Annotated in this window: 22 protein-coding genes; 12 read left to right on the top strand and 10 right to left on the bottom strand. The window is 37.2% G+C overall.

What is annotated here, in order from left to right; genetic code table 11:
• Nucleotides 1-7 precede the first annotated feature (7 nt).
• Nucleotides 8-1,123 (top strand): flavodoxin-dependent (E)-4-hydroxy-3-methylbut-2-enyl-diphosphate synthase, encoded by a 1,116-nt coding sequence (ispG, locus tag C9J35_RS11255; RefSeq protein ID WP_107924584.1) that lies wholly within the window; start codon nt 8-10, stop codon nt 1,121-1,123.
• Between the two features lie 12 nt (nt 1,124-1,135).
• Nucleotides 1,136-1,720, top strand: coding sequence for a 5' nucleotidase, NT5C type (locus tag C9J35_RS11250; RefSeq protein ID WP_054768289.1), 585 nt, complete (start codon nt 1,136-1,138; stop codon nt 1,718-1,720).
• A 210-nt stretch (nt 1,721-1,930) separates the two neighbouring features.
• Here C9J35_RS11250 and C9J35_RS24530 read toward each other — a convergent pair whose 3' ends face one another.
• Nucleotides 1,931-2,059 (bottom strand): hypothetical protein, encoded by a 129-nt coding sequence (locus C9J35_RS24530; RefSeq protein ID WP_268807922.1) that lies wholly within the window; start codon nt 2,057-2,059, stop codon nt 1,931-1,933.
• A gap of 195 nt (nt 2,060-2,254) precedes the next feature.
• Between C9J35_RS24530 and C9J35_RS11245 the strand changes: the two genes are divergently transcribed.
• The 7 genes from C9J35_RS11245 to C9J35_RS11215 all read left to right on the top strand — a co-directional run bounded on the left by C9J35_RS11245 (nt 2,255) and on the right by C9J35_RS11215 (nt 8,800).
• Nucleotides 2,255-2,749 carry a hypothetical protein gene (locus tag C9J35_RS11245; RefSeq protein ID WP_054768288.1) on the top strand — a complete coding sequence of 165 codons (495 nt, stop codon included), beginning with the start codon at nt 2,255-2,257 and terminating at the stop codon, nt 2,747-2,749.
• Nucleotides 2,750-2,899: 150 nt separating this feature from the next.
• A complete protein-coding gene (locus tag C9J35_RS11240; RefSeq protein WP_107924583.1) occupies nt 2,900-4,090 on the top strand; it encodes a YbfB/YjiJ family MFS transporter in 1,191 nt (396 codons plus the stop codon).
• Nucleotides 4,091-4,473: 383 nt separating this feature from the next.
• Nucleotides 4,474-4,893, top strand: a complete 420-nt coding sequence (locus tag C9J35_RS11235; RefSeq protein WP_235616277.1) for a MerR family transcriptional regulator — start codon at nt 4,474-4,476, stop codon at nt 4,891-4,893.
• 32 nt (nt 4,894-4,925) lie between these two features.
• Nucleotides 4,926-6,260, top strand: a complete 1,335-nt coding sequence (locus C9J35_RS11230; protein WP_107924582.1) for a hemolysin family protein — start codon at nt 4,926-4,928, stop codon at nt 6,258-6,260.
• A gap of 149 nt (nt 6,261-6,409) precedes the next feature.
• Entirely contained in the window at nt 6,410-6,814 is a 405-nt protein-coding gene (locus C9J35_RS11225; RefSeq protein ID WP_107924581.1) for a hypothetical protein, read from the top strand.
• A gap of 168 nt (nt 6,815-6,982) precedes the next feature.
• On the top strand, nt 6,983-7,426 hold the full coding sequence (locus tag C9J35_RS11220; protein ID WP_107924580.1) for a helix-turn-helix transcriptional regulator: 444 nt from the start codon (nt 6,983-6,985) through the stop codon (nt 7,424-7,426).
• A 639-nt stretch (nt 7,427-8,065) separates the two neighbouring features.
• Nucleotides 8,066-8,800: a metallophosphoesterase gene (locus C9J35_RS11215; RefSeq protein WP_054768287.1), complete on the top strand. Its 735-nt coding sequence runs from the start codon at nt 8,066-8,068 to the stop codon at nt 8,798-8,800.
• 38 nt (nt 8,801-8,838) lie between these two features.
• Here C9J35_RS11215 and cyoE read toward each other — a convergent pair whose 3' ends face one another.
• Nucleotides 8,839-9,789 carry a heme o synthase gene (gene cyoE / locus C9J35_RS11210; RefSeq protein WP_107924579.1) on the bottom strand — a complete coding sequence of 317 codons (951 nt, stop codon included), beginning with the start codon at nt 9,787-9,789 and terminating at the stop codon, nt 8,839-8,841.
• A gap of 307 nt (nt 9,790-10,096) precedes the next feature.
• Between cyoE and proC the strand changes: the two genes are divergently transcribed.
• The gene (gene proC / locus C9J35_RS11205) at nt 10,097-10,897 is read left to right on the top strand and encodes a pyrroline-5-carboxylate reductase (protein ID WP_054768286.1); all 801 of its coding nucleotides are present in this window, start codon (nt 10,097-10,099) and stop codon (nt 10,895-10,897) included.
• A 554-nt stretch (nt 10,898-11,451) separates the two neighbouring features.
• Here proC and C9J35_RS11200 read toward each other — a convergent pair.
• The 5 genes from C9J35_RS11200 to C9J35_RS11180 form a co-directional block, all read right to left on the bottom strand.
• Nucleotides 11,452-12,105, bottom strand: coding sequence for an alpha/beta hydrolase (locus C9J35_RS11200; RefSeq protein ID WP_107924643.1), 654 nt, complete (start codon nt 12,103-12,105; stop codon nt 11,452-11,454).
• A 181-nt stretch (nt 12,106-12,286) separates the two neighbouring features.
• Nucleotides 12,287-12,844, bottom strand: coding sequence for a hypothetical protein (locus C9J35_RS11195; RefSeq protein WP_107924578.1), 558 nt, complete (start codon nt 12,842-12,844; stop codon nt 12,287-12,289).
• Nucleotides 12,845-13,120: 276 nt separating this feature from the next.
• The gene (locus tag C9J35_RS11190; protein WP_107924577.1) at nt 13,121-13,924 is read right to left on the bottom strand and encodes a putative bifunctional diguanylate cyclase/phosphodiesterase; all 804 of its coding nucleotides are present in this window, start codon (nt 13,922-13,924) and stop codon (nt 13,121-13,123) included.
• A gap of 410 nt (nt 13,925-14,334) precedes the next feature.
• Nucleotides 14,335-15,036 carry a tetratricopeptide repeat protein gene (locus tag C9J35_RS11185; protein WP_107924576.1) on the bottom strand — a complete coding sequence of 234 codons (702 nt, stop codon included), beginning with the start codon at nt 15,034-15,036 and terminating at the stop codon, nt 14,335-14,337.
• Nucleotides 15,037-15,316: 280 nt separating this feature from the next.
• Nucleotides 15,317-15,796: a thioredoxin family protein gene (locus C9J35_RS11180; RefSeq protein ID WP_107924575.1), complete on the bottom strand. Its 480-nt coding sequence runs from the start codon at nt 15,794-15,796 to the stop codon at nt 15,317-15,319.
• Nucleotides 15,797-15,991: 195 nt separating this feature from the next.
• Here C9J35_RS11180 and C9J35_RS11175 point away from each other — a divergent pair, with 195 nt between their 5' ends.
• Together C9J35_RS11175 and C9J35_RS11170 are read left to right on the top strand one after the other, a co-directional pair.
• Entirely contained in the window at nt 15,992-18,304 is a 2,313-nt protein-coding gene (locus tag C9J35_RS11175) for a YhgE/Pip domain-containing protein (protein WP_107924574.1), read from the top strand.
• A gap of 81 nt (nt 18,305-18,385) precedes the next feature.
• Nucleotides 18,386-18,895 (top strand): PCYCGC motif-containing (lipo)protein, encoded by a 510-nt coding sequence (locus C9J35_RS11170; protein ID WP_107924573.1) that lies wholly within the window; start codon nt 18,386-18,388, stop codon nt 18,893-18,895.
• A 36-nt stretch (nt 18,896-18,931) separates the two neighbouring features.
• Here C9J35_RS11170 and C9J35_RS11165 read toward each other — a convergent pair whose 3' ends face one another.
• From C9J35_RS11165 to C9J35_RS11155, 3 genes are all read right to left on the bottom strand, one after another.
• Nucleotides 18,932-19,468, bottom strand: a complete 537-nt coding sequence (locus C9J35_RS11165) for an isochorismatase family protein (RefSeq protein WP_107924572.1) — start codon at nt 19,466-19,468, stop codon at nt 18,932-18,934.
• 122 nt (nt 19,469-19,590) lie between these two features.
• Nucleotides 19,591-20,628: a threonine aldolase family protein gene (locus C9J35_RS11160; protein WP_107924571.1), complete on the bottom strand. Its 1,038-nt coding sequence runs from the start codon at nt 20,626-20,628 to the stop codon at nt 19,591-19,593.
• Nucleotides 20,615-21,073: a MarR family winged helix-turn-helix transcriptional regulator gene (locus C9J35_RS11155; RefSeq protein WP_054768202.1), complete on the bottom strand. Its 459-nt coding sequence runs from the start codon at nt 21,071-21,073 to the stop codon at nt 20,615-20,617. Before C9J35_RS11155 ends, C9J35_RS11160 begins: the two co-directional genes overlap by 14 nt.
• Nucleotides 21,074-21,257 lie beyond the last annotated feature (184 nt).

Here is a 21,257-nt window from a genome sequence, read left to right as displayed (position 1 = left end):
AAAGTTAATGAGTGAAATTTGTCACCGTTCAAAAACACGTCCTGTACGTGTCGGTAATTTAACAATAGGTGGTAGTAATGAATTATTCATTCAAAGTATGTGTACAACAAAAACACATGATGTCGAAGCAACAGTTGCAGAAATTCTTCGACTAGAAGAAGCAGGCTGTCAAATCGTTCGTGTTGCAGTACCTGATGAGCGAGCGGCTGATGCGATTGCAGAAATCAAAAAACGTATCCATATTCCATTAGTAGCTGATATTCACTTTGACTATAAATTAGCATTAAAAGCGATTGAAAATGGTATCGATAAAGTCCGTATTAACCCAGGTAATATCGGTCGTAAAGAAAAAGTAGAAGCAGTTGTCAACGCTGCAAAAGCTAAGGGAATTCCTATTCGTATTGGTGTAAACGCTGGTTCGTTAGAGCGTCATATCTTAGAAAAATACGGTTACCCAACAGCAGACGGCATGGTAGAATCAGCTCTTCACCATATTAAAATTTTGGAAGACTTAGATTTCCATGATATTATCGTGTCGATGAAAGCATCAGATGTCAATTTAGCAATCGAGGCCTATGAAAAAGCTGCAAAGGCCTTTGATTACCCGCTTCACCTTGGAATTACTGAATCAGGAACTTTATTTGCAGGTACAGTAAAATCTGCTGCTGGTCTAGGTGCAATCCTGTCAAAAGGAATCGGTAATACACTACGTATCTCCCTATCAGCAGATCCAGTTGAGGAAGTAAAAGTAGCACGTGAACTATTAAAATCATTTGGTTTAGCCTCTAACATGGCTACACTTATTTCTTGCCCAACATGTGGTCGTATTGAAATTGACCTCATCTCGATTGCCAATGAAGTAGAAGAATACATTTCTAAACTTAATGTACCGTTAAAAGTCGCAGTTCTTGGTTGTGCGGTAAATGGACCTGGTGAAGCACGTGAAGCAGATATCGGTATCGCTGGTGCACGTGGCGAAGGTTTATTATTCATGAAAGGCAAAACAGTACGTAAAGTTCCTGAAAAAACAATGGTTGAAGAGTTAAAGAAAGAAATCGATAAATTAGCTGCTGAAATGGCAGAAAAGCGGGCGGCTGAAGAAGCAGCGAAAGCCAATGCTTAAGGAGGTACTAGCATGAAAAAGCCTCGTTTTGGTATCGATATTGATGGCACTGTGACATGTCCTAGTACACTCATTCCACATATTAATAAGCAATACAATGTCAATATCACGTTAGATGATGTGTGCGAATATGACTTTTTGTCTGCATTTCCACATCCTGTGGATCGTATAGCGTTCAATACATGGTTTAAAGAAAATGAACCCTACATGTATGAAGTATCAGAGGCTGCCAAAGATGCTAAAGATATTTTAAATGCTTGGCGAAATAACTATGAGTTGTATTACATTTCTGCACGAGGTGACAATGTAGCGGATATTACGTTGAATTGGTTTAATTCGCAAGCGATTCCGTACGATCATATCGAATTAATAGGTAGTCATGATAAGCTGGCAGTAGCGAAAAAACATGGCGTTGAGGCATTCTTTGAGGATAAGCATGATAATGCGGTTATGCTCGCTGAAGAGTTAAAAATACCTGTCGTATTATTTGATACACCATATAATCGCCTTGTTGTACCTGACAATGTTGTGCGTGTTTACAACTGGCAAGAAGCCAATCAATTTATTACAGATTATTTTAAGGAACAAATACGCTAAAATGTAGTAAATATCCCTTGACAAGTGCGAGCAATAGGTAAGCACTTTGCCATTATTGGCCAAGGAATCGAAGCAACATCGCGGATATAGCGTTTTTGCCAAGACGATCATCATGCTCTAAATTATTCATCGGCCTTACCAATAAAAGAGTCGTGTTCACATTGCTGAACACGACTCTTTTTTATAACGAACAAAAGCCCCTTCAACAACTTAAACCTCAAGTATCCCTCGAACCCATCGATCAACAAAGCTTTCAAATGTAATACCATAGTTTTCATAAATTGCGTGATACACAAAATAAGTTCCTAACCTTTCAAGTATTTCATCATTAATCTTCATAACAAACAGCTCCTTTTCTTTGGAAATAAGTTACGAAGTTTTGAGATTTTTTTACCTGCCATGGACAACATCACAATTAATGACAACGCGTATCGTTGCAAAAACGACACAAACTCATCTCCCCATGCCCTTTTCTCCTGTTTTCCTTTTCGCTAATATAGAAAGTAACAACTTGCTATATTGGAGGGATTATTAGTGAAAAGGTTTACAAAAGTAGCTTGTGTGTTATGCCTTTCTACATTACTGGTAGGCTGTAGCGATCGATTAACTGAAATTAAAGATGCCGCATCTGGCATTACTTCCGCAGCAGACTCAGCAGCTAATGCTGTTAGTCGAGATGTTCATGCTATTAGAGCGATAGCGATTGACTACAACGACAAATCATTTACGATAAACGACTTATTCAAAACTATTTTACGTGACGTACGCTGGGATTATGACGCTAAACAAAACGAGCTTCAAGTACAAGGCACTTGGCAACCACCATTATTTTCTGAGCAAGGCTGGAATCAAGATAAGCAAAAACAGCTAGCAGAAACTGGTTTGGTTACTGTTACGTGTGTGATTGACGGCGATAAAATCGATAGTACTCTCACAGATTTAAAGCTTGTCTATAATAATGAAATAATGTACCAAATGAATGGTGAAGAGGCTCTTCATTACCTCTATGATACATACTTACAAAAATAAATTTCTTAGCTTTTCTAGCGATTCTTTCGTTAAGAAAAGTTTTTTTATGCAACACTCTACTATGCAAAGCTTAAATGTAATACCCCTACTACCTAATCTACTATATACTAAAATAATCGCTTTACATTTTTACACAAAGGGGTTTTGGCTATGAATAAAAAGCATGCTGGCATTTTACTGGGGGGTGTTCTGTTGCTTATCATTGCGATGGGCATCAGTCGTTTCGCGTTCACACCGATTTTACCGTTTATGCGGAGGGACACGGGCTTCACATTAGAAACAGCAGGTTATTTAGCATCAAGCAATTATGTTGGCTATTTTGTGGGGGCATTATGGGCAGGATTTTTGTTTAGACGCAAAAAATTATTTTTATTAATCAGTGTTATATTAAATATCATATCGGTTATTTGGATGGGCTTAACAGAAGCTTTCTTCGTATGGATGTTATTGCGTTTTATTGCTGGGGTTACAGGGGGCCTTATTTTTGTATTAACTTCCAGTATTATTATGGATTACCTAGCGCAGGTTATATTAACAAAATGGTCAGGCTATTTATTTAGTGGCATTGGGCTTGGTATCGCAATTTCAGGCTTACTTGTGCCTTACTTAGAGCTATCCTACACATGGAAGGGAGCATGGTTAGGACTAGGTATACTTTCACTTGCTTTCTTCTGCATCACAGTTGTCACATGGCGCAATTTAACCATACAAGATGGTGCCAAGCAAGTGTCTTCCACTAGTGACAAGATGACAGTGGGCTTTATGCCTTGGCTGATTGCTTCATATGGTTTAGAGGGGCTTGGCTATATTATAACAGGCACCTTCTTAGTGGATATCATTCATAATATCCCTGCATTATCAAGCTATTCTACATATAGTTGGGTGGTAGTAGGATTGGCTGCTGTGCCATCTGCCCCAGTATGGATAATGTTGTTATCAAAATATTCACCAGTAACCATATTATCGGTCGCTTATGTGATGCAGGTTGTCGGCATCATTCTACCAGTCTTTTCACAAACGGTTGCAAGCGTACTTGTTTCAGCGTTTTTATTTGGGATGACTTTCGTTGGTATTGTAACGATGACCACGTCCTATGCAAGACAGGTATTCCCTAGCCAAAGCAATGCAGTCGTTTCTGTGTTAACTACTTTTTATGCTTTCGGTCAAATTATCGGACCGATTATTGCAGGTAAACTAGCCGCTCATTTTAATAGCTATAAAGCTGCCTTACTGTTTGCAGGAATAATGGTTTTTGCGGCATTAGTGATCATGCTCATTGGCCATTACAAAACACATATGCGTTTGGAAAGCCAAAATAATGGTACATCTATCGAAACATAAAAGACGCGCTGTCTCAAAAGTAAAAACAACATGCCCGTAATCCTCATGGCATGCTGTTTTTTTTGAGACAAAGGGTCAAGACCATGTTGCCTCTATGGCACAGCAAGCATAACGGTAGTGAGGAAAATAACAGCAACGAGCGTTACGGCTTGTGCCCTGCCCTCCTTGTTCCCTTCTTGAAAGCTAATTAGTATTGGTTGGAGAATCTTTGGGTCAGCTCTATTTTATGTACTAACTTTATTTGCACAGCAAAAATGGCATGAACCATCAATCATGAATTTAGCAAATACGTTGTTAAATAAATCTACAATTTTGAAATATTCAAGCCTATTATTTGAATTCTATAAAACCATCACGCTATAATCAAAGTATCACGTGATGGTTTGGGAGGTGTTTGTATTGGGACAGAGAAATTAAGAATTGGCGAGTTTGCAGAAAAAACGGGCATTACCAAAAGAACAATTGATTACTATACAAATATTGGCCTGTTAGAAGCTGAACGATCTGCATCAAATTATCGCTATTATGCACCTGCAATGATTGAGCGGCTGCATTATATCGAGCGACGCAAACTGGAGGGTCTTTCACTTGAAGAAATACAACACGAACTAAACATCACGCCATATGAAGAAATAGATGTCCAAATGCTTCGCTTGAAAATGCAAGATTTAGAGCATGAGGTAACGTCTCTCCTTGCGCAGATGGATAAACAAGACCAAAAAAATATACAAACAATAAAAAAAAACGTTTCGCCTGAAAGTATTGCACTAATGCAATCCTTACTACTACTCATTAATAATTAGGAGGTGACGTTCTGTTTTAACAGAACGACTATTTGGAGACCATACTTAACTTATCAATTTTTACCATTTTATTAGCATTAACAGGCTTTTTCGTCGCAACGGAATTCGCCATTGTAAAAGTACGTTCCTCAAGGCTTGACCAATTGATTGCGGAAGGCAATAAAAAAGCGATTTCTGCAAAACATGTCGTCGATCACTTAGATGAGTACTTATCGGCGTGCCAACTTGGTATTACGGTGACAGCCCTTGGTATCGGGATGGTGGGTGAAAAAACCTTTGAATTTATGCTGCATCCCCTTTTCGATATGGTCGGTATTTCCGATAAGTACATGACAATTTTCACGATTGGTTCAGCCTTCGCCATCGCAACATTCCTACATGTTGTTGTCGGTGAATTAGCACCAAAAACAGCTGCGATACAAAAAGCAGAAAAGATTACACTACTTTTTGCTAAACCAATTATGGCATTCTATAAACTAATGTATCCATTTATCTGGTTCTTAAATGGTTCAGCTCGTGTTCTCGTTGGCTTCTTTGGTATGAAGCCCGCTTCTGAGCATGAACTATCCCATACAGAGGAAGAATTACGTCTATTGCTCTCTGAAAGTTTTAAAAGCGGTGAAATCAATAAAAATGAGTTGAAATTCGTTAATAATATCTTTGAATTTGACGAACGTATTGCACGCGAAATTATGGTGCCTCGAACAGAAATCGTTGGTATAGAAAAGAATGAAACGTTTACAAATATCATTCACTATATCGCTTCCGAAAAATATACACGCTATCCCATTTATGACGGCGACCGTGATAATATTTTAGGCTCACTTAACTCAAAGGAATTATTCACCCGTGGATTGATTGAACAGTTAACAGACGACTCATTAGTACTTGAAGATTTTATTAACCCTGTTATTCATGTTATTGAAACGATTCCAATTCAAGAATTACTCGTACGTATGCAAAAAGAACGTATTCATATGGCTATTTTAATGGATGAATATGGTGGTACGTCTGGACTAGTTACAGTTGAGGATATTTTAGAGGAAATCGTCGGTGAAATTCGCGATGAGTTTGATGATGATGAAATTGCTGAGATTCGAAAAATAAGCGAAAATCATTATATTCTAAATGCTAAAATGAGTGTTAAAGATGTAGAAAATTTATTAGGTGTGGCACTTGATGCGGAAGAAGTAGAAACACTAGGCGGCTGGTTTTTAACAGTGAATAATGGTAACAAAATAGCCAAAAACATTGAACTTGCTCCATATGTATTTAGTGTCTATGAGCAACAAGGTCATCAGCTACATTATGTAGAGGTTCGTCCTTTACGAAAAACTGCACCTATCGTAACAGAAATAACAAAATAGTATTAATATTTTATTGATAGTTTATATCAAATTTAGCTTCCATCACCCTGTACCTATAGGGCTATTCTATCCAAATACGCTTGACTTGTTCCATTATTAGCCATCCCCCTATATAATAAATTATGATTCTATTCTCAGGGGGCATTGCTATGAAATTATTCAAGCTTTATCATTCGGACGGTATTCACATTATTACCGACGTTAAAAAACACAAAACAAATATTGAATTAAAAACCATTACAGGCGAAGTATTATATATAATCGTTGTGACTGACGAAAACTATACAGTATACGACGATCGTTTTGCGGGTGCTTCAAAGCAGTTAAATTCTGTGGAAGCATTTGATATTGACGGTAGCTTCCGGAGCTTGGACTTCGATACAATGCGCACATTATTCAAAGAGGCATTCACAAAACTTTTACAGGAAATCGCTGAGTGCGTAAATGACAGAGACGAGCTAGTAGATATTGATACACTTCGTCATAAAGTAAGTGCTCAAATTAAAGGCATTCATTTCAGAGTCATCTCTGATACGAAAAAATACGAATATTAAAAGCCTTTTCCCATGATACCTATCATATAGACTGCTCAATGTGTACATACCGCATTTGAGCAGTCTATTTTTTTAGTGTGTATTCTACCGACATCAGCCAGTGACGCTTACGCTGTTTGGGCTTTCATGTATAATGGAGCTTAATAACCTGAGAGAAAGGGTGTTTGGATGAATCGTGAACAATTAATCACACTTGTTACAGAAAAACTAAAATTAATTCGAACAGAAAAAGCATTAACTCAAGACCAAATGAGTGATTTACTAGGCCTTTCCAAAAAAACGCTTGTTCAAATTGAAAAGGGCCGTATTGAAACAGGCTGGACAACAGCGGTTGCCGTTTGTGCACTTTGCCGCGATAGCACCGTTTTACAACATGAACTCGGTGGTGACCCACTTGAGGTTGTTGATTTAATCGCCAATCACGGGACATTGCAACCGAAAGAAAAAACAATGGGCGGCTACATATGGTGGAAAAATCTTAGCGAACGCAATGGCTATCGTCTACAGCAGAACGTTATCAGTAATCATTATCGAATCTTAGATACCAACAACTACCGCCTTCTCTCTTCATTTGACGAGCAAATCGCTATGCAAGTATGGGAGAAACTTTAAGGTTTATAGTGATTTATGTAAACATACTACGCTAATATAAGCCCACCCTTTCAAGTGAGGCTTATATTAGATAAGCATACAATATACATGGAAACATAGGCTTTGTGTGCTAAACAAAAAAATTTATAGCTAGGCATGGGAATGGCTTATCGTTAATGCATTATTGAAATAACCTTCCTATGAAATGCCACAGTCAATAGCTGGACCTTTGATGTTGTCTATCTGTATGAAGATGCTGAAAGCTTTATTAAACGTTTCCTTGTTATCTCCCTGCTGGTTCCTTATTGCCCACTCAATATAAAGGTTGTAAATATTACTTTTCACTAGATTTCATAGTCCTCCTTGTCATTGTTTTTGCGCCTCCTCCTTTCCTATACCAACTCTATAGACGAATGAATAAAGAAATGGAATCCTCCTGACATATGATACAGTGCAAGTACTATCAAGAGATTTACAGTGAGACCATTCGTTAGTACTTATAGTCGCTTGTTCTTACTTGAATGTCTTATTTCCTCGCTGTTTTCAAGTAGTAGGTTTAGCAACTGGTACGGCGTGCTAAAAGATAGAACAGTCGAATTTTGTAAAACATTTCTCTATACTTATTAATAACTGTATTTATACTGGAAAGGATGCTATTTTATGACACGAATATTAGCAATTAGTGATATACACGGAGAATTAGACCTTTTTGAAGAATTATTAGTAAAAATAAACTATGATGCCCAACAAGATGAGCTATTTTTACTTGGTGATTATATCGACCGTGGGCCTTCATCTAGCGGCGTTTTAAATTTAGTTGGAGAACTACAGACACAGGGTGCTCGTGTTTTGCTCGGAAATCATGAAGCTATTATGTTAAAAGCCTGTCGCTCAGGCATCCCTAAATCTTGGATGCACTGGATTAATCTTTGTGGTGGAGATAAAACACTAGCTAGCTATGGTTATCAGGTAGAAGACTTTGTAGATGCCATTGCCACTAATACATTACCTAGTTTTATTCAAACTTTACCTAAGCTTGAAGAACATTTACAGTTGATTGAAACATTTGAAACATATATTGAATTAGAGGATGTTATATTCGTGCATGGCGGTGTAGTGCCTGGTTTAGCACTGGAAGATACAGACCCCTTGCAGCTTTTATGGATTCGTGAAGAATTTCATACAGGCTATGAAGGGGAAAAACCAGTGATTTTCGGACATACCCCAACCTATAAACTGCACCACGACCCTGCCAATTACACGGTTTATTTCGGGGAAAATAATATCATTGGAATTGACGGTGGTGCAGTTTTTGGTGGACAGCTACATGCATTGGAATGGCCAAGTTGCCATATTACATCCGTAGAAAAGGAAAAGCCAACAAGTGAAAAATAACTTGTTGGCCTTTGCTTCTAAATTTAATATTAATACTCTTAATATAGTTTAAATATAACTCCTACCAACGAGTAAATGATTACCGTTGAAAATAGAATTGTCATATGAAATAGGGAGAAGACAAACATTTTTGTCGCCCACTTCACTTGATCCTTATTACTATGATAACCGTAAATACTCATCACAAGCCATGCGACACTTAGTAATAAAGCAACGAGCATAATACCAATACTCAACGTGCCAAATAAAAAGCTTGATAAAATCAGTAAAATTAAATAAAAGTTCGTTTGATAGTATGTGCGACGCATCCCTTTAATCACAGGTAGCATCGGTACACTTGCCGCTTCATAATCAGCGCGTTTACGAATAGCAATGGCATAGAAATGTGGCATTTGCCAAATCACCATAACAAAAAATAGCCCGATTAAGGCAGGGTGCGTAATATCAGAAGATACAGCGGACCAACCGATTAATGGAGGTACAGCTCCTGAGATACTACCGATTTCAGTATTGTAAATCGTGCGGCGCTTTGTCCACATTGTATAGGGCACTACATATAAAAAGACGCCTAAGAATCCAAATAGTGCAGCAAGTGGAGAAGCAAATGCTAGTACTCCTACGCCACCAATAAGCATAGCAATGGCTAACATCAAAGTTGTTTTCGCAGTCATTTCACCAGTGACAGTCGGACGATTTTTCGTACGTGGCATAATGGCATCAATATCACGATCATACACATTATTAAATGCCCCAGCTGCCCCGATAACGAGAGCAGAACCAATTGTTGCAAAAATTATTTCTGGCACATTTGCCATTAATGTCATTTTATTTTTATACATACCTAGCGCCAATCCAGCCCACATAGGAATTAAATTAGATTTTATAATCCCAGTTTTCACTGTCTGCGCCAAAATATCAGAGCGCGAATGCTTCTCTAAAGTCGTTTCTACAGATTGTGGATTGTGCTCCGTTTTTAGATTCTGTTCCATTCATCTTAATTCCTTTTCTCTCATAATTTCTACACGCCTTCCTCCCCCGATAGAAAGCGACAAATTTTGCATCAAACATATCAAATTATTATTTTACCTCTTTTGGAACGGCTATGTCTCAAAGTTCACATAAAGTACATGATTTCGTAAATGGTAGATGCCTGTCCATGTCACAACTCCTTCTATGATACCACCGTCTGACATGAATTTGAACAGTATTGCCTTCATTCCTGCATATTGCTATTCAAGAAAAACATTCTGTTCTATACTTATGTCTATGTTCTACTAAACGAAGGAGTGTTACCAAGTGAAATACGGATTTATTGGCCTAGGAAATATGGCCACAGCCATTATTAAAGGAATGTGCAATAGCGGCGATTTCCAGTCTAATTTTATATACGGCTATAATCGTACAAAAGCAAAAACAACAAAATTAGCAACTTCATATGGCATACAAGCAACAGACTCTATTGAAGAGTTAATGTCGCATTGTGATGTTATTGTTTTAGGCGTCAAACCACAGATGCTACCAGATGTTTTACCTGTAGTCAGAACGTACTTACAAGAAAAACATGTGATCGTTTCCATTGCTGCTGGGAAAAATATAACGTATTTTCAGGGATATTTATCTGAGGTCACACCTATTATTCGTGTGATGCCCAATATTAATGCCCTGATCGGTGCATCGACAAGTTGTTATACGGCTAGCGAGCAAGTACCAAATACACAACTTCAGTTGGTTACGACATTATTCGAAACCGTCGGTACAATTATCGAAGTACCTGAACACTTATTCTCGATATTTACAACAATTGGCGGTGCTTCTCCAGCATTCACCTATATGTATATTGATGCATTAGCTCGAGCAGCCGTACGAGAAGGTATGCCTAAAAATATGGCCCTCGAAATTGCCGCAAATGCGGTACTCGGCAGTGCCAAAATGATTTTACAATCACAGGAGCACCCATGGTCACTTGTCGACCAAGTATGTTCTCCAGGAGGTACGACTATACAAGGTGTATCATCTCTACAAAGTAATCATTTTGAAACAACGATTCATGATGCAGTGGCTGCAGTAACCGATAAAGACCGAAGCCTATCGAAGTAATGCACAAGCCGCTTCCCTCTTAACGGAAATCGGCTGTAATATTTTTATAGCATCATGACTCACAACTATGACCATTTAATCTCGTAGAAAAAATTAGCGCAATTTTTCTAGACTCGCAGTAGCAGCAATAATTTGTTTCGATGTCGTACAAGTTGTTTTAATCTGATATGTTAGTTTATTACTACTTTCGCGATCAGCATATATTAGATAGGGCGATAATACGTTGGTCTTGTGACAAATTAAAAATAGAGGCTGGGACAAAAGAGAAAAAAGTGTTAGATTGACTGATGTCGATCTAACACTTTTTTGCTGTGAACGTTGATGTCCACTACGGCGGACGCTTTCCGGGGGCGTGGCCTGAGCCTGTAGTCTCAGGCGTCACGCTAATCCCCAGAAGTCGCCGCCTTCGCTACCATCAACTAGTGCTCTCTTCTAAATTTTATTGATGCCAAAAGGAAGAACGTCTAAATTTTTCTTCATTTTAGATAGCACAAATTTAATAATACCTTTGCTCCTCTTTCTTAAAATTTAATGTTTTGTCCCAACCTCGTTTTTTAATGTATGTTAATTTGTAATTCTTGTGCTAAAAAAATACCTATATCTTGCATATTCTCTGGTGTGACACCATGGCCATCTGGATACTGTTTGAACGTAACTTGTGCACCAAATTGCTCGAATAATTCCTTACTTTCAATGCCCCACTGTGATGGTATAACATAATCATAATCACCATGTGAGATAAATATCTGTAGATGATTAACTGGACGAATAGCATACTCTTCTGTAACAAATTTTGGTATGTAGCCACTAAGTGCGACAACCCCACGAATTAAATTACCCATAACGAATGCCAAAGATTGCGCTAAAATCGCTCCTTGGCTAAAGCCTAAAACGTAAACTTTATGTGGGTCTATTTGATATTCATCAATTGCTTCTAACATAAAACGTTGCAGAGCCACTAACACCTGATCAAAAATCGCACGATCTGGCTGACCAATTTCTTGTATTGTAAAAAATGCATAGCCCGGCTTTTGAGTGATTGGACCACGTAAACTGAAAATGTGACACTGCTCTTGAAAATTTTGTACTAATTGTGGTAAGTCATCCTCATTACTCCCCATACCGTGTAGTAAAAAGATTGCTGGGTATTTTTTATGTGGTTCCATATTGGACGGTTGTGTATGTTTAAATGTAAATGGTGAATTCATGAACAAAATCCCTTTCAAATAAAATTACTCCTATCTTACCATATTCAATAATTCCCCTGCACATATGTTGGTTTATTTACTACACATAAAAAATTAAAAATTTTTCTTGTACCCACTCTTTAGCTCTAGCACCCTTCAATAAAAAGACTCCACTTCAGTTTAGGAAGGGAGCCAGTCAACATTACATTAATGTCGTTTTATTAATAAGACTATCTATGTGGTAAGCAATATAGCCATTGATAATACGAATCGTTTCCTGCGGATCGGCATCAAAAAGCACCTTCGATTGTTCTGGTGTAGATACGAACACTGCCAATAAATCCATGCGCATTGAATGCCCTGCTGAACTATAAGCATAATCATAGACAATATCTTCTTCTGTTAAGCCTTCTGCTTCATACTGTTTATGGAACAATTCCTTTGCTGTCTCCATTTGTTCAGCTACTTGCTGACGAACGCGCATTTGGTGCATCAGTAGCTCCTCTTCAAGAACAGTTGGCTGTAACCACTCTTTTTTTACAAGCATTTTCATAAACTCTTGTTCCCAAGTTTGCTCATTTTCTGTGAAATATAGCATATTCATCATCAACATATCCCAAAAAGCTATCTGTGATGGCTCTGACTCTCGTTGCATCGCAATTGTCTTTTTAAAATGCTGTTCAACCTGTACAATATTCATATTTCGAACCAAATGATTACAAACATCTTCTATAAATTTATTCGCCACTTCTTGTGCCATTATAAAACCCGTCCTTTATATCTACAAATCATTTCACATCTATCATACCATGATTATCGAACATAAATAAACGTACAACATTTAGGCTTGTATAGTTGCTTGTTAGAATAAAATGGACACGCCAGATTTAATATTTGTACTTCCAACAGCTTTTGCGTTCATTATAGTCCTTTCAATTTCAGGGCTCAAATCACCTAACGTCATTTATATTATTTCCACTGTCTACTTAACACGAAGCAGTTCAAGTAGCAAGGCTGTTTTAAAACTTTTCATTTTCTAGCCTTCCACTACATTAAGCTTTTCTAAAATATTTTGTGCATTTCGTTGAATACTGTCATAGTTTTCTTGTAAAAATATTGGAAGTAGCGGTTTACTAAATAAGTAGCCTTGCACAGTTTCACAATGACTTGCTATTAGATAGGAAAGCTGTTCTACCTCCTCAATCCCTTCTGCCACTACTTTCAGTCGTAAATGCTTGGCCATAGACAAGATCATGTCAACTAACGCTTTATCAGTAGAATCGGTTTGAATTCTATGAATAAATGAACGATCAATTTTTAAACAATCGATTGGGAAATCCTTCAGATAGGATAACGATGAGTAACCTGTCCCAAAATCATCTACCGCAATTGTCACACCTAGGTCTTTAAGTAGATGCAACATAGTTGTCATATGATCAATATTTATGGTCATGCTTTCTGTTATTTCTAGTTGTAGGTATTGAGACTCTAACTCTGTTCGCTGTAGTACATCTTGAATCATTCTAACCAGGTCGTGTTGGAACAGTTGACCTAATGAAAGATTGACAGCTACTTTAATCGATGGTAGACCAGCTCGTTGCCATTGTTTCACTTGCTTACAAGCAGTCTCCAATATCCATTGTCCTATCGGAATGATTAATCCTGATTCTTCTGCAATTGGTATAAAGACACCAGGCGAAATCAACCCTTTTTCTGGATGTCTCCAACGCACAAGTGCTTCTACTGATGTAATATACCCTGTCTGTAAGTTTATCTGCGGCTGATATTCTACAAATAACTCTTGATTATCAAGTGCATGGTGTAAGTCATTTTCTAACATAAGTTTTGAATCGTGACATAATTGCTTTCGCCGAAAATCCCATAAAGTTCGTCACTCCAAAAGCTAATCATCATCAATAAAACGAATGATAGTAGGACAAATGGAACACTCTGTCTAAAAAAAAGAAAAATTTTCGTTTATCTTCCACATGGTTACACCTTCCTTTCACCATTTTAAGTTATGAAACAGTTAATTATCAACATGATACATCTATACTATTAGATTACCATGAAATTCCGATAATTCAATTAATTAAAACGCTAGAATGTAAAAAAACAATGTAAATTGACGCTCAATCTTTCCTATTTATGCAAAAAAAGAGTTGTCTCAATTGGTCTTTGAGACAACTCGAATGAAGAATAAATCTGCTCTTGTTCAGCAAGTAGGAAATTTAAATTACCCTCATTTTTTTATGAAAATACATAACTATCCATATTATTAATAGTATTTTGAATCGCATTTGTTAACGATAGCTGATGTTCCCCACAGTCAGCGAGCGCTTCTTCTAATGCAATGGCTGCATTGGCCATAAACGGAGCCATTTGTAAATCTTTTGCTAATTGGATAAGAACGAGTGCCTTATTCCACTTCCAGCGCGCATTGTTTGGATCAAGAATAATTGCTTGCTCTAAATAACCGAGTGCATCAAACGGCATCCAGCCAAAGCGGTGCATTGTTTGACCCGTTATCCCCCAATACAATCCCTTATTGGGATTTTCCTTAACTGCCTGTTTGAAGCAATGTACACTTTCATTATAATGATGTGCAAATAAGAATAACTCACCCTGGGTAAAAAAGGATTGCGCCTTTTCGCTCGCTGTGCCTGTTTTCGCTATTTCCTCTAGCTCTTTTACATGCTGCGCAAACGCAGCCTCATCCTTTATAGCTCGAATTGCTACGACAGCATCGGATTCAGGATAGCTTTCATCCGCTCGTTCAGCGTGCTGTACTTCCACGATAAGTGTTGGCTTTGGATATTTCGCAAAATCATATTCTTCAAGTAAAGCAATATATTTATCAGCTAATGCCTTTTCAGGTCCATCAACTACTAGCTTTGCCATCTCATAACATTTCATCAACTCACCATTATAAAAATAATCATCCATTATCATACATCTTCCTCCAGTTTACAACTCATCAGTAATTATAGTATACACTACAAAAAACATCTCTAGATACAATGCATTTAACAAATAAATGTCTTATTAATCTACGCATATCAACATAAACGACAAATAGACTTTCTTTCAACAGCCAAATTATAGCTAAGGAAACTATAACAGCTTTTAACTGTAGTACAATCTTTCGTCAAAAAAACTACACCTCTCATTTGTTAGAAATATCTCTAACAATGGAGGTGCAGTTTAATTTTGTACAGTCACTTTGTAATAGCTATTTTTTTAGTACCTCTGTATTTAAGAATGCGCGTAAGTCTTCTTCCTTTAACGCACCTACGAAGCGATTAACTTCTTTACCATCTTCAAAACGGATGAATGTTGGTGTGGCTTCAATCTTGTACTTATTCCATAAATCGTCATATTCATAGACGTTTAATTGCGCAATGTCGACACCTAGCTCATCTGCAATCGGCATTAATTCTGGCGTAAACGCTTGACAGTGTACACAAATCGGGCTGAAGAAATAAGCATTTACATCCTCACCAGCTTCGATTTTTGCTTCTAGCTCGTCAGGCAGCATAATATTTTGATAATTTTCATCATCTAACTGATCAATAGTTTCTTGTTTTAATTTTTTGTCACCATACGGGTTATTTGCATTCGATAGCTTGTTGTTATTAGACACATTTGTTAGCACAATCACCGCTGCAAACAAGACAACAATAATTGACCCAATAATTAATAGCTTTTTCACTAGACTGTGTTCCTCCTTTTTTACACTAAAATCCTAGTTTTAGTGTATTCGGAATTGATTATAAAGGGTTTTGAAATCCTAGTAAACTAATTAGTCTTTCAAATTAAGTTTTTCCACAATTCAAACATAATTTAGATCTTTTTTGGAACCCTACTTACTATAATGCTCAAAATGAATATGGAGTGAAATGTTGCTATGAAACATACTATCCATCATGTTTTCCAAATTTATAAACGTGATATCCATAACATATTAACAAATTGGGTTGTTGCAGTCATTATTGGAGGTCTACTCTTTTTACCTTCTCTTTATGCTTGGCTTAATATTTATGCCTCCATGGATCCATATGCGCATACAGCAAATATGAAAATTGCTGTTGTCAACGAAGACACCGGAACAACTGTTAAGGGAGAGGATATAAACGTCGGACAAGAATTACTCGTTAATTTAAATACCAATAAAAATTTCGCCTGGCATTTTACTTCCAGGCAAAAGGCTATTGCTGAATTAAAAAACGGTGACTATTTTGCCGTAATCGTTGTCCCAAACGATTTTTCCAAAAATCTGACGTCAATACTTACTGATAAACCGACAAAAGCGCATATCGATTATTATGTTAATGAAAAAATCAATCCGATTGCTCCCAAAATTACTAGTAAAGGGGCCAGTGTTCTTACTCAACAAGTGTCCAGTGAGTTTATTTCCACCGTAAACGGAACACTTTTCTCTATTTTTAATACACTTGGTATAGAAATGGAACAAGATATCCCTGACTTTAGAAAATTTGAAAACTATATTTTTACCATTGAGCAGCATCTACCAGAAATTGAATCATTTTTAAGTCAAACGGCCAAAGATGTACAACAAGCTGAAAAATTAATGAATCGAGCTAAAATGCAAATTCCTGAAGTTCAAACACTCACAAATGACGGCCTTTCAACTATACACAACGGTTTACAACTGGTAAATGATGCAGAGGCTGTGTTCACTAAATTATCGCCAATTGTCAAAAAGGATTTACAAAGCGTACAGAATTTGGCAAATCAATTTACTCAACTTTTTGAAAGACTCAATAATGCAAATTTAGACGCTTCTGGCTTATCACAAGCCAAAGAGAATCTTCAAAACCAAGTGAATTCGTCTTTACAGAAAGTGAATAGCAGCATTCAAACACTCGAAGCTTTACAAAACTTAACCTTAGCAGACTCAACAACACGAAAGCAGCTTGAAAAAGATTTACAAGCCGTTATTACTTCACTACAACAAAGCGACTCAGAAACAGCCATTTCCGAGCTGAATACTAAGCAACTGATTCAGCAGCTTGAAGCCATACAAGGCGATTTGCAAGCTAACCCTAGTTTAACCGACTATTCCTTGAACTCACTAACTGCCTTAAATCAGCTAAAATCTTTACTAACCACTCTATCTGAAAATTTACAGCAATTGGGTCAAGTAGATGAGGAGACCATAAAAAAAGACATAGCGGATGTACAACAAGTTGCACAAAACGCTGCAAATAATATAAATGAATTTCTTAGTTATTACGTCAATCAGCTAGAGCCTCAAATTCAAACGACGTTGACAACTGCAAAAAACACATTAACAAATGCATCATCCATGCTTACCAAAGTACAATCGATTATTCCACAGGCAACTCAATTAGTAACCAATGCACAAAAAACATTAACTACCGCACAAAATTCACTTACTGCTGCACAATCTGATTTTCCTACGTTAAGCAAAAAAATTATCGAACTTGCCACGAAACTGAGAACACTTGAAAATGAAGCTGATTTATCCGAAATCGTCCAATTACTAAAAAATGATGTGAATGCCGAACGCGATTTCTTTGAAGAACCCATCAAACTTGAAGAACATAGAATGTTCCCTATCGCTAATTATGGAACGGCTATGACACCATTTTATACCGTGTTATCTATTTGGGTTGGTTGTTTATTATTGATATCACTCCTTGCAGTAAATATTCATCAGACAGAACAATATAGTATTCGTGAAATATACTTTGGTCGTTTATTCACATTTGCTACTATTTCCTTTATCCAAACACTTATCATTACAATCGGTGATATTATCATATTAGACGGTTCAATTAGTGCGCCTTACTATTTTATCTTATTTGGTCTATTTATTAGCTTTGTATTTGTGACGGTTGTTTACACGCTTGTATCTGTATTTGGGAATGTTGGTAAAGCATTGGCGATTGTCATGTTGGTTTTACAAATTGCTGGCTCAGGCGGCACGTACCCCGTTGAATTATTACCAAAGTTTTTTCAATCCATCAATCCATTTTTACCTTTTACCTATGCCATTGAAATGATGCGAGAAGCAGTCGGTGGCATCATATGGACCAAAGTTTGGATAGACCTTGCTTTCTTACTATGCTTCTGGTTATTTTTCATACTTTTTGGTTTCTTCTTAAAAAAATTACTGAGTGAAAAAATGGAACTTTTAATGAACAAAATTCGTGGTTCAGATATATTTCACTAATATTCGCCCTCGTCTTCTATATATGTACATGTGAGCGATGTTATAATGGAAGCCATTGTAAACATATAGGAGGCGCTATTTTTGAAAAAGCTTATATCAATTTTTGTTATGGCCTTACTTGTTTTAAGTGCTTGTGGGGAAAAAAAACAAGTCATTGAACAAAATCTAGATGAGTCACAACGTGAAGCTTCACATGACGAACATGCACATGATTCTGGAGATATTCAAGAAGAAACTGCTAGTGCTGATGTCCTGCCATCTTTTTTAGATAGTCAATCAGAAAATATTCGATTAGTCTACCAAATTGCTGGTCAATCTACCGAGATTCTAGAATGGATGCCCTGTTACTGTGGTTGTGGTGAATCCGCTGGACATAAAAGTAATTTGAACTGCTTTATTCAAGAAAAACGTGAGGATGGAACAATTGTATGGGATGATCATGGTACACGCTGCCTGGTTTGCTTAGAGATCGCCCTACAATCAGCAAAAATGCATAAAGACGGCATGAGCCTACAAGAAATTCGCCAAACCATTGATGATACTTATAAAAATGGCTATGCTAAACCAACACCAACAGCAATGCCCGCATAACAACAAAAAACTCATCATAATGATGAGTTTTTTTCTTTATTTAATAAGTTGTAATACTGTTTTGAAATGTGCATGATCCGCTCGTTGAAGTAGCTCATACAAAATCATTTCTGTACTCGTAGGCAAAATTCCAAGCGCCTTCATTTTTTCAAGACCAACCGCTTTGTTTGCCTTTGTTCTAGAAGATACGGCATCCACTACAACCTCAACTTCAAATCCTTGCTCCTTTAACTGTCTTGCAGTTTGATACACGCAAATATGTGTTTCAATTCCTGTCACAACAAACTGCGTACGACCACTCGCCTTCATAGCCTCAACAAAAGCATCCTCTTGGCATGCGCTAAAAGCTATTTTAGCAATGGGTTGTCCGTGGATGTGCTGTGCAATCTCCAGCGCTGTGCCCCCTAAACGACTTGGATTTTGCTCAAGCCATAAAATAGGTATTTCTAATGCCTGCATAGCTTGCACTAATTTTGCCACATTTCCAATTACCGCTTCACTTTCATCTACAATTGTCGCTAACTTGCCTTGCACATCAACGACAACTAAACATGCATCCACTACTGTAAACAATAACAACACCCCTTATTTTCTTATTCACGATTCATTATACAGAAAGTTACTTGATTGATGGAGAAAATTAGCTGACATTTAATACGTAAAATAAGTTTACACATTACTCGATTCAAGTTATCCTATTTTAATCCCTTAATATCTGCTACTAGCATTTCAACATGTTCTTTTTTGGTAGCCCAACTGGTACAAAATCTCACAACACTGTGTGTAGCATCAACTTTTTCCCAAAAGGAAAAAGAATACTTTTCGCCCAATATTGCTAACACATCATTAGGTAAAATAGGAAACTGCTGATTTGTTTTAGAATCATATCGTAGCGAAAAACCTTTTTCTACAAATGCTTGTCGAATCATATTCGCCATTTCCACAGCATGTTTAGAAATCTCATAGTATAAACCATCTTCAAACAACACTTCAAACTGGATGCCCAATAATCTCTCTTTTGCTAGTAATCCACCATTTTGCTTCATCAAATACCGAAAATCCTTTTTAAGGTCTTCCTTGATGATGACTACGGCTTCTCCAAACAGAGCACCTATTTTCGTTCCTCCGATATAAAACACATCACAGAGTTTTGCAATATCTGCTAATGTTAGATCACCATCTTGGGAAACTAGACCGTATCCTAATCTGGCTCCATCCATAAACAATGGTAACCCACATTCACGGCAAACTTTACTGATTTGTTCCAGTTCGGTTTTACTGTAAGTCGTTCCATTCTCTGTTGGATGGGATATGTACACTAAGCCTGGCTGTACCATATGTTCATGCGTCACATCGTCCCAATGCGCATCAAATAATTCTTTTATCTGCATTGCCTTAATTTTCCCATCATCACTCGGCAAAGTAAGTACTTTATGTCCAGTAGCTTCTATTGCACCCGTTTCATGTACGGCTATATGACCGCTATTAGCGGCTATCACTCCTTGATGGGCCCGCAATATTGAAGCGATGACCGTAGTATTCGTTTGAGTTCCACCTACTAAAAAATGAACATCTGCATTTTTAACAGCACACCTTTTTCTAATATAAGATCTAGCCTTTTCACAATGTTCATCCGTCCCATAGCCGGGTGACTGCTCTTCATTCGTTTCTACCAAACGTTGCAGAATTTGCTGATGAGCACCTTCTGTATAGTCATTTTCAAATCGTATCATTGCAATAGCCCCCCGAAGCTTCTAAATTCTTCTTAATCAACAACATCGAAGCATGTATTTCTGTAATTTGCCGTTGTGACAAACCATGCAGTAAATTTATGATTTGTTTATCCGATTTTTCATTTAATTGATTAAATAAAGCAATGCCTTTCGCTGTCAATTGAATGACACTCGTTCTGTTATCTAACGTTGAAATTTCCTTAGTAAGTAGCCCATCTTTACTAAGCTTGGCAATAATTCTACTCATATAGCTACGATCAATATCCAGTTTTTCCACTAAATTGTTTGCAATACATGATTCCATGAAACCAATCTCTAAAACGACCCGTGCCTCTGTAAAAGAATAACTAGTATTCAACACGTGTTTATCTAATAAACTAAGAATCTTCGTATAAAACCGATTGAACTCTCGTATATCAGCTACGATAGTATCTTCTATATTCATTGTCGCCCTCCTTTTTGTGGACCTAGTCAACAAATAATTTAAGGCATTTAGTGGACAAAGTCAACATTTTTCACCATGTAGTGGACGCCTTGAATTTCGAGATATTTCTAATTGTGTGTAATTTGTGTGCGTGCCAGGCACTATTATGCTCAAATATTGAGAATTTTGTTTTTTCTCTTGAAAA

This window comes from Lysinibacillus parviboronicapiens (genome assembly GCF_003049575.1).
In the GTDB taxonomy this organism is placed as follows: domain Bacteria; phylum Bacillota; class Bacilli; order Bacillales_A; family Planococcaceae; genus Lysinibacillus; species Lysinibacillus parviboronicapiens.
Note: the sequence above shows the minus strand (reverse complement) of the source record. Positions and strands in the feature narration are given on the sequence as shown.